This is a genomic window from Desulfotomaculum sp., assembly GCA_003513005.1.
Lineage (GTDB): Bacteria > Bacillota > Desulfotomaculia > Desulfotomaculales > Nap2-2B > 46-80.
The window spans coordinates 1-9,555 of record DOTD01000049.1; the positions used below are offsets into that span (position 1 = coordinate 1).

At 44.3% G+C, this 9,555-nt stretch carries 8 protein-coding genes and 2 pseudogenes; 2 read left to right on the forward strand and 8 right to left on the reverse strand.

The features are described from left to right. Positions 1 to 328: 328 nt before the first annotated feature. On the forward strand, positions 329 to 2,002 hold the full coding sequence (locus DEH07_06075) for a DUF4153 domain-containing protein (protein HBY04103.1): 1,674 nt from the start codon (positions 329 to 331) through the stop codon (positions 2,000 to 2,002). Between the two features lie 175 nt (positions 2,003 to 2,177). On the opposite strand, the gene DEH07_06080 is transcribed toward DEH07_06075, so the two are convergent. The 8 genes and pseudogenes from DEH07_06080 to DEH07_06115 form a co-directional block, all read right to left on the reverse strand. Then, a complete protein-coding gene (locus tag DEH07_06080; GenBank protein ID HBY04104.1) occupies positions 2,178 to 3,137 on the reverse strand; it encodes a hypothetical protein in 960 nt (319 codons plus the stop codon). A gap of 41 nt (positions 3,138 to 3,178) precedes the next feature. Beyond that, a complete protein-coding gene (locus DEH07_06085) occupies positions 3,179 to 3,910 on the reverse strand; it encodes an energy-coupling factor transporter transmembrane protein EcfT (GenBank protein HBY04105.1) in 732 nt (243 codons plus the stop codon). A gap of 16 nt (positions 3,911 to 3,926) precedes the next feature. After that, a complete protein-coding gene (locus DEH07_06090) occupies positions 3,927 to 4,592 on the reverse strand; it encodes an ABC transporter ATP-binding protein (protein ID HBY04106.1) in 666 nt (221 codons plus the stop codon). 13 nt (positions 4,593 to 4,605) lie between these two features. Next, a pseudogene (locus DEH07_06095) lies at positions 4,606 to 4,890 on the reverse strand (ABC transporter ATP-binding protein). Between the two features lie 152 nt (positions 4,891 to 5,042). Next, positions 5,043 to 5,245: pseudogene (locus DEH07_06100) on the reverse strand (hypothetical protein). A 430-nt stretch (positions 5,246 to 5,675) separates the two neighbouring features. Beyond that, positions 5,676 to 6,506 carry a tRNA (N6-threonylcarbamoyladenosine(37)-N6)-methyltransferase TrmO gene (gene tsaA / locus DEH07_06105; GenBank protein HBY04107.1) on the reverse strand — a complete coding sequence of 277 codons (831 nt, stop codon included), beginning with the start codon at positions 6,504 to 6,506 and terminating at the stop codon, positions 5,676 to 5,678. 67 nt (positions 6,507 to 6,573) lie between these two features. Continuing rightward, a complete protein-coding gene (locus tag DEH07_06110; GenBank protein ID HBY04108.1) occupies positions 6,574 to 8,178 on the reverse strand; it encodes a hypothetical protein in 1,605 nt (534 codons plus the stop codon). After that, the gene (locus DEH07_06115) at positions 8,162 to 9,094 is read right to left on the reverse strand and encodes a hypothetical protein (protein ID HBY04109.1); all 933 of its coding nucleotides are present in this window, start codon (positions 9,092 to 9,094) and stop codon (positions 8,162 to 8,164) included. Before DEH07_06115 ends, DEH07_06110 begins: the two co-directional genes overlap by 17 nt. 78 nt (positions 9,095 to 9,172) lie before the next feature. Between DEH07_06115 and DEH07_06120 the strand changes: the two genes are divergently transcribed. Next, positions 9,173 to 9,555: transposase (locus DEH07_06120; GenBank protein HBY04110.1), on the forward strand; the 383-nt coding region annotated here is incomplete at its 3' end.

Here is a 9,555-nt window from a genome sequence, read left to right on the forward strand (position 1 = left end):
TCTTCTTTATTCTTACTCATTTTTTAAATTTAAAAATAATTATAGACCAGTTCCAGAAATACTAAAAAATTTAAGTTAAATTATATTTTCTTCTGAAAGGCTGTCCTGGATAACGGATTATTGTTATGATAAAGGAGAGTTTATAATCTCTTATTAAGCACGCAACTGCAGCATAACGTCTGGTGAATTATTTTAAAGAAGGGAGAGAGTTTTTATTAACCGCTTTATTGAATCGATAATAAAAACTACACGGGGCTTATTTGACGCCGTCGCACGTTTCCCCTTAACAGTCTTCTGCCTCGGTTGCGCTACAATACTGGCTTGTTACATGATTTCCCTGGATAAGGAACCGGTACTTATTCTGCAAAAACTTATGTTTACCTTCTTATTGGGGGCCTTTTTGAGCGTGGTGGCTCAATTCAGCTGTGAACGCTTTGAGCGTTTAAGAAAAATGCGGTTGCCCGTCTATTTTATATCGGCGCTGCTGATCCTGGGTTATTACTTAATAATCTCCCCTGCTCCAAGTATATCTTTTTCTGTTAAAATCCGCACCGTTGTCGCCGTCTTTGCTATGTTCTGCGCCTTCATCTGGCTGCCTTCATTAAAGGACAAAGCCGACTTTAATAATATCGCCTTGATCCATTTCAAGGCTGCCTTTACCTCAGTGTTATATGCGGCAGTTCTATCTGCCGGCTGTACAAGCATAATTGCCGCCATCGACATATTGCTTTTTAAAGTAAACCAGAATGCATATCCTATTACCCTGTGTATCATATGGATTTTCTTTGCCGATTTATACTACCTGTCACTACTGCCCAGATTTAACTCTGAATCTGAAGCAGATCTAAAATACGCGGAGCACGCTGCTATTTACCCCCGGCTGCTGGAGATTTTAATATCATACATTGTCATACCCTTGATCGCAGTCTACAGCATTGTCCTGACAGCTTACTTTATTAAGATTCTGGTTACCCTTAAATGGCCTGCTGGTCAGCTTGGCCCGATGATACTTGCTTATTCAGCCGTTGGCCTGATTACTTTTATTTTATCCAATCAATTAAAAAATAAATTTACTCTGGTTTTCCGTCTTGTTTTCCCCAAAGCCCTTATCCTTATGGTTATTATGCAGCTAATTTCAGTTGTTATAAGGGTAAATGCATACGGCATCACCGAATCGCGTTATTATGTAATCCTTTTTGGAATGCTTTCACTGGCTTGCGGAATTTTATTCAGTTTTAAACCTGCTGCCAAAAACGGTTTTATTGCCCTGCTGGCTGCCGGTCTGGCTATATTATCTGTAATACCGCCTGTTGACGCCTTTACGGTGTCTCGTTGTTCGCAGATTGCACGTCTGGAAAATATGCTCCGCTCAGAAGGCGTACTGTCAAAAGACGGGAAAATAATTCCCAAATCTGCTGTGCCTGTAAAAACAAGGCTGGAATCTACCAGGATCCTCGATTATCTTGAGACGCGTAATTACCTTAAATATATTAATTGGCTTCCTGCTGATTTTAAGATTAAAGAGATGAAGGATACTTTTGGATTTGACGCAGCTTACGAAGATTGGAGTGAAAAATACTTTGGAGCCAGTCTGGATACACAAAAACCGATTGAAATAAGCGGCTATGATATATTTATTCATGTCCAATCTTATACCATGATGGACGATTCTACTTATTCACCATATAATTTTCAGGTCCGTAACAATAAATATAAACTCATCATCAAACGCATATCGCCTCAGGAGGTAAATGTATCGGTAAATAATTCGGAGGGAATCGAATTAGTCAGTTCCGGGCTGTACAGTTTGGCAAGTGCCCTACCCAAAGTCAACAATACTCCAAAAGGTTCTCTTTCTCCCGAGTTAATGACTTTGGATGTCCAAAACAACGGTTACAAGCTGAGAATTATACTGCTAGAAGTTAATATCAACTATGGAACAGACAAAGATCCCAGTATTAATTATGATTTCCTGGTGCTGTTCGGTGAACCGTCTAAATAGAAAACTGCTCAAATACTTTTCAGGGGTAACAACCCCGTCCCCTGATATGTCACCCCTTCGGCGAGCCGGTTAAATAAGAGGAACTAATGGTTCTTTTAAACCATCAGGAGCTTTTTATATTAATTTCTACCAGCGTCATCATTTCTTGAGGGATAGGCAACCACCGCCGTTTCTTCTATATATTCACAGTAATAACGGCCTTACCCGGGCCAGTCACTGTTACCATACCGTTTTCATCCACTGTGGCCACGCTGGTATCGCTGGAAGTCCATGTCACGCTTTTTTCCGCTGCTTCGTCCGGAGCGACTGTCGCTTTCAATTGAAACGTACTGCCGACTTTAAGGTTAATCAGGTTCTGGTTGAGGGTCACCTGTTCAGGGGGCATGCCACCCAGCATTATTTCGATCGCATGCACCCATTTGACCGATAGTGGAGCATCATGATCAGTTGTGTCCTTCTGCCCAAGCAGCAGCCTGAACCTGGTTGAAGTATCATAATAACTGTCATCAGGGGCAGCTTCATACCTTCTCCAGTTATCCTGGTATGCAATAATCGGATCAACCCGGACCGCCCCATATACTGCCTCAGGCAAGGAAGTATTTGTTTCATAATCCCAGTATGACGGGAGGTTCGGATAATAGTAACGAGGCGTATCCAGCAGGAAAGTTTTATCCAAACATTGATACCATCCATTTTTGATATCGGTAGCGAAAAAATAAAACTTTTGCACAGAGTTGATATCAACATCGGCATCCTCAATCAAATCAACCAATTTCACTCCTTTAGCCCTATCGATACACACCGCCGAAATGCTGTCAATGAAAGTATAGGTCTGTTCCACTTGCGACAGCTTATCAAAGTCATTGAGCGTATATATTTTCTTCGTATAGTAAGGCCCGCCGAAATAACCAACTTTAATCGTCAGCGTATCGGCGGGCACTCCCTGATTACCGCCGCAGACAGCATTTACCGTATCCGGATTTCCAACACCGAGCAGAGTAAGAAAAAATGTCAGCATTATCATCAAGGACGCAAATTTCCGGGATCTTAATTTAATTCCCAATCCGGCTTTAGAAAATCCCGGACCGATGATCAGTTTACTAACTATAGCCCGCCGGAAACTAAAAATAAGCATGTCACACTTCTCCTTTGCAGTTGTTTGGACAAATACTTTTCTTATCTCCAAATATCAGGATTAATAAATATTAGGGTAGCAATTACAGAAACCACCATTACGCCGTAGTCAAGACAGGTCAGTCTCAACTGTCTTAGATAAGTGCGCTGCGGGTAAATTCTGAAACACCGCGCTTCCATCGCCAGCGACAGCTGTTGGGCTTTGAGAATTGTTCCATAGACCAGCGGAAAAAATAAGCTGCAGTAGAGTTTAATTTTTTCTCGCCAGGGCACCTTCTTGAGCTCAACTCCTCTTAACTGAACAGCTGTAATTATATTGTTCATTTCCTCCCGCAGGACTGGTAAAAAACGAATTGTTACCGAAACCATAAAAGCTATTTCATAGGGGATTTTCCACTGCGCCAGCCCTAAAACAAAATCCCGGGAATTGGTTGAAGATGTTAACAAAACGGCTACAAAACAGACTATTCCCAATCGCAGCATGACACTGGTCCCTGCCGCAAGGCCATTGGTGGTGATTAGCGGCGCCGAACCCACACTGACAAGAGCAGGACCGGACCGTAAAAAAATGACCTGAACTAAAAAAAGTGTCAAAAGCAAGGGCAAAAGTTTTTTTAAACTGTTCCAGAAACCGGCAAGATCAATCCTGAAAAATAAGATCAGGATGATCGTCAAGGCAAAAAGCAGAAGCAGCCGCCCGGGAGTATTGTAAATTAAAGCCAAAGTCGTAATACAGATAATGATCACCAATTTTGTCCGGGGATCAAGCTTCATGAACGTTAAAACCTTTCTATCCACTAACTTCCTGAACCTGGCCGTTTTCCATTCGAACAACCCGGTCGGCGATTCTTTTCACGAAATTATAATCATGGCTGACAATCAATAGCCCGCTGCCCAGCCGGACAATTTTTTTTAAATGGTTTTCCAATAACCTCTTACGGTAAACATCCAGACCAACTGTAGGTTCATCCAATATACAAAAATCAGGGCTATTGGCAAGTACGGCAGCGATTGCCACCCGTTGTTTTTCACCATAACTCAAACGCAAGGGAAAAACGTTCCGGTAGGCCGTTAATTCAAAATATTTCAGGTAAAACTCCACTTTTTCTTCAACCACTTCCGGCTCTTTACCCAGATGCTTTAGCCCAAAACCAATCTCTTCTGCCACAGTAGTGCAAAAAAACTGATGGCTCGGGTTCTGGAAAACATAGCCAATATGGCGCCCTATTTCTGCCAGGGTATATTTTTTTAAAGGAAGCGAGTCCAGAAAAATTTCCCCGCTATTTGGCTGTACAATACCAACCATTATTTTGGTAAGCGTGGTCTTGCCGCTGCCATTTGCTCCAACAACAGCCGTTATCCCTTCTTTGTCAAAACTATGGCTTACCGAATTCAGTACCGGTTCCTTTTTCCCGGGATAAAGGAAGCTTACTTGCTTTAGTTCAATAAAACCCACTGTTCGCCCCCATTTATCCGGTATTTAAGCCTTCATCATCATATAACAATCCTGCTTCAGCAAGAAAATCCCGGTCTGCCAGGACCTTTTCCGTCCGGTCAAAACGGGCTGATTTCCCATTGTTTAACACCATCAACCGGTCTGCAAAAGCAACCGCTTCCAGATCATGCTCTACAATAATAATGCTCTTCCCTGCAGCACGCAGCTTATCCAAAATTGAGGCTACTCTCTTTTTCCCGTCAGAATCAAGCGGGGACATGACTTCATCAACAACCAGCACCTGTGGGTCAAGAGCTAAATCTCCCGGGAATACATTAAAGTCTATACCGTTTAATACCAGCGGTCCACCCGGCCAGTACTTATAAGTTAATCCCTTAACCGCCACAGCCTCCAAAAAAGCATTACCACCCTTGATTGAAATAATTTTCCTTGATGATTAAAAAAATCAATCTAACAATGTTCATCTTCACGTTTTTGGAATTTCCATATCTTCTGTGCAATTTTAAAGGCAACCAGTCCACCGAGCCCTCCGGACAAGGATGCGACACTCAGACTAAAGATCAAAGGAATTATGGGAAAACGGTAATATACGAAATTGACCATCATGGTTCCGGTAATATTTGACAGCATTCCGGCCTGCTGCACTTCAGACATTTCCATAACCTGACTGTAATAGTCGATACCCCTGGTAATAACTTTTTTATACTTTTGAGTCAAATAAGGATTAATGCTGTCCAGTACCGCCGAGAGAGGCGTTCCGGTGTAATCATGTTTGCTTTGATTGCTACCGCCGCTGTTTTTGCTGCTGCAGCTACTGGAGCAATTTCTTGTAATTGTTATTTTTTTCTCTGCAGCCGGCAGTTTTTTCAGGTCGGCAACTGTAAAGCTGCCTAAAATGACATCGCCTTCCTTAATTATTACTGTCCCTTCCTTTAACCCGCCTTTATCAAGACTAAGATACCAGGAAACAGCAATAATCAGGACCAGAGCAATTACCCCCCAGGCCAGCCACTTCTTGGGAGCTTTATTTACACCAGCACTGGTTTCGCCCATCCCGTCACCTCCAAAATTACATTATTGTTTTCAACTTACTTCAAAACGATTCTTAAACTCTATTGACAAGAACTGATCATCATCAATCTGTAAAAATTCATCATCTGCAATCAACCGCCTGGCGGTAATGGTCAACCGGTTGCCGTCTTTTTCCCAAATACTTTGCCCGATTTCACCGGTTTTGGCATATTCAAACCGCGGGGGATTAGCCAAACGGGCATTGCTTAAACCCTGCACAACATCAGCCAGGCACAGCGGTCCGTTCACTTTTACTTTCAAATCGTTGGAATTGAGCTGCCCAAAATAATCATCGGCAACAAGAGCCATGCGCACCCCCAATAAAAACCAGGCGCATTTTTCCTGGTGGTGGTTTAAGGCCTGCTTCATGAAAATTTCCTGGCGCATTTCTCTTTTTAATGGGCGGATGTACGGAGTAACCGGCGAAAATATTATCTCCTGCTCATAATAAGGCTTAATATCCACAACAGGGGTCCCATCTATGGCATCCAAACCACTAACAATAAGAAGATTGTCTTCCACTCTCTCCAGACGGACCAATGTCAAAGCAATAGGATTTGGCCTGCTGAAGGCTCGCAAAGAAAAAACTCCATATTCAGGAAGGTTGGGATTAACCTTCCCTGGAACGGTGCTCAAAAGAGTGCGGATTGCCTTATGAAACCACAATTGAAGCCAGAGATGAGAATTTTCCTCTATACGCAACAATCCTCGTTTGTATTCCGGATATATTTCGATTACAGCATTTCCTCCCCCTACCGGTACCTGGTTCAGTTCCTGCACGCCGGATCTGACGATCCCAACCGGTTTTACTGTAATCAGGTCGTTTTCATTAAACTCAGTTATTTTCAACACATCCTTTCTCTCTTTTTATTCTCCTGATGGCGCCGCTTGAAGCAGCATGGGTGTTCAATTAGTTTAACTTATTGTACAGCCGCGAAATCATGACAGCCGCCTGAGCCCGCGTGACAAATCCTTGTGGGGACAAAGTATCCGCGCTTACACCGCTTATTATCCCGCTGCTTATAGCCGGGGCTATTTCCTGCCTTGCCCAGGGTGATATGTCACCTTTGTCCGCAAACTTGTCAATTGCCTGCCCGGTACTGTCGCCGGCTTCCGCCGCCGGCAATTTCATTTTTAAAGCACGCGTTAGGATCACCGCCATTTGTTCCCTGGCGATGCTGCTGTCCGGAGCAAAAATATTCTCGCTACAGCCCGTGATTAATCCTGCATTTACTGCCGCTGCAACGCAATCGTGATACCACGCGCCGGCCTGTACATCTGAAAAGGAAAGAACCGCATTCTTCTTAACTTCAATACCTAAAGCCTTGACCAGCAATTTTGCAAACTGGGCGCGGGTAATTTTCCCTTCCGGTTTGAATTCCGCGGCGCTTATCCCGGCAATAATTCCTTTTTGAGCCAAATAATTAATATCATCTTTGGCCCAGTTATCCTCGATATCGTTAAAGGCGGGCGCTTTGCCGTCAACAGCCTGCCCATCAGTTGGTTGAACAGCACAAGACCCGCCGATCGTAAATGTAAAGGCGGCAATTTCACTGTCCCGCTTGCCCCAGCCAACGGTTTTAGCTTTAATAACAGTATCACTCTCTATTATAATAGGTTTGTTTAAAGCCGGAACGTGAAAACTGACATTGTAAATTTTACTTTCCAGATCCGGCGTACTGCCATCGGTTGTGTAATAAACTTTTACTTTCGGGTCGCTTTCCAGAACAACTTCTGAACCTTTTTTAATTTTACCGCCCGGCGCCGTAATTTCCTGCCGTGTATCAGGATCGATTATTTTTACCGAAGGCTGTTCCCATTGGTCCGGAGTATCCGTTGTAACGGTAATAGTTTTTAATCTTTTAACATACTCGCAAAGGATTTGTTCTGTCAGCGCCCGCTGCCCAAAGCACAACACCGGCGTATCACGATCGCTCATCTTTGCGTAATCGTCATCATCCTCCACCCGCTGCAGGGCGATTATCGGCTGCGCTACTTTTTTGCCGTCTATCGACGATTCCATCAAATTGGGAAAATAATAGCGTGTCTGGTTAAACAGTTCATCAGCGGTAAAATCAATCCTGTATCCGTCGCTGCCCCGGAAAGCAATCATTTGGGCGCCGGGTTTCATTCCGGCCTTTTCCAGCAGAATCCGCAGCGGAACACCCTGCGCAGCCACAAACAAATTACTGGGCCAGTCACTGACTACTGAAAATATCTCCCTTTCCTGGCTCATTGCCTCTAACTCGGCGCGGGTAAAAGAAATTTCCTTTTCTACACCATTACCATTGATGGTAAGAATTTTGCCCGCCTCAGCCTTGCTGCCGGTGTCATCCGCTGAAACTACTGAGAATTTATACCTCTTCATTTCCGGCTGTTCTGCGCTGCCGGCGATAATAGTATATTTTCCTTCAGCCGCCGCGGGATCCAGCGTGAAGCAGGATGAAAAAACGCCGTTTTCCACTTTTGGCTGGCCGTTAAAGACCAGCTTGCCCTGCTCATCCTTTACTATCAACCTGCCGGTACAGCCGCAAAACCATAACCGCCGCCTGGGCACGCGTGACAAATGTTTTAGGGGCAAAAGTGTCCGCGCTTACCCCGCTCACTACTCCGCCGCTTACAGCCGGGGCTATTCCCTCCCTTGCCCAGGGCGATATATCCCCTTTGTCCGCAAACTTGTCAATTGCCTGCCCGGTATTGGCGCCGATTTCCATCGCCGGCGATTTCATCTTTAAAGCACGCGATAAAATCACCGCCATTTGTTCCCGGGTGATGTTGTTATCGGGAGCAAAAATACTGTCGCTATAACCGGTGATTAATCCTGTGCTGACTGCCACCGCTACGCAATCGTGATACCACGCCCCGGCCGGCACATCTGAAAAGGAAAGAGCCGCATCCTTTTTAACTTCAATATTTAAAGCTTTGACCAGCAATTTTGCAAATTGGGCGCGGGTTATTTTTTCTTCCGGCTTGAATTCCGTGGCGGTCATCCCGCCGATAATACCCTTCTCTACTAATGAATAAATGTCGTCTTTGGCCCAATGCCCCTCCAAGTCAGCAAAATTCCTTGTCTGTTCAGTATTCCCTGCTGCAGGAGTCTCCTCCGTCACACCGGTATTTTCCGGCTTATTTGTGTTTTCCGCATTGCCTGCAGTATTTTCTTTAACCTCAGCAGATTGTGTTGGGGCGCCTGTATTATATTGATAGGTCACTACCTCGCTGTCCAGCTTGCCCATGCCTATTGTTTTGGTTTTAATCGTCATATTTTTACTAATTGGTACAGGCTTGTTCAATTGCGGCTGAAAGTGGGGATAGCTGATATTAAATATGTTTGAGCCATAAGTAGGATCGCTCCCGTCCAGTGTATTCGGCGGCGGGTTTACCGCTATACCGTAGAAAACCCGGGTAAAGACGACCTTATCTTTGGTCAATTCGAAAAACTAACCGAGCATTTTATTGAATTAGCTGGAATCAACACCAAAGAGCAACGTGTAGACTCCACGCAAATGATGACTAATATCAAATTAGCCGGCCGGTTGTCATTAGCATATGACGTGTTGTCCCAGGCAGTGAATGCCTGCCCTCCGGAACTCCTTACAGATTCCTTGAAGCAAATGCTGGAACCCGCGTACAAAACTAAAGTCTTATACCGCTCCAGGGGCAGCGAAGCACAAAAACGGATCCAAGAGATAATCGATCTGGGAATCGAACTGATTTCTAACATCAAATTTAACCCGAGCATTGGCAAATTGCATGCCATGGCGGTTCTCCAGCGATTTATCGAAGAACAGGCTGTCTTCAATAGTGAAAAGAAGACCTGGGAAGCTAAAGCAAATAAAGACATTAAAGCAGACTCCCTGCAATCAGCTTATGATCCGGATGTGACCTATCG

Coding starts and splice junctions, on each gene's coding strand:
- DEH07_06075 (HBY04103.1), top strand. CDS start 329: ATGATTTCCCTGGATAAGGAACCGGTACTTATTCTGCAAAAACTTATG.
- DEH07_06085 (HBY04105.1), bottom strand. CDS start 3,910: ATGAAGCTTGATCCCCGGACAAAATTGGTGATCATTATCTGTATTACG.
- DEH07_06080 (HBY04104.1), bottom strand. CDS start 3,137: ATGCTTATTTTTAGTTTCCGGCGGGCTATAGTTAGTAAACTGATCATC.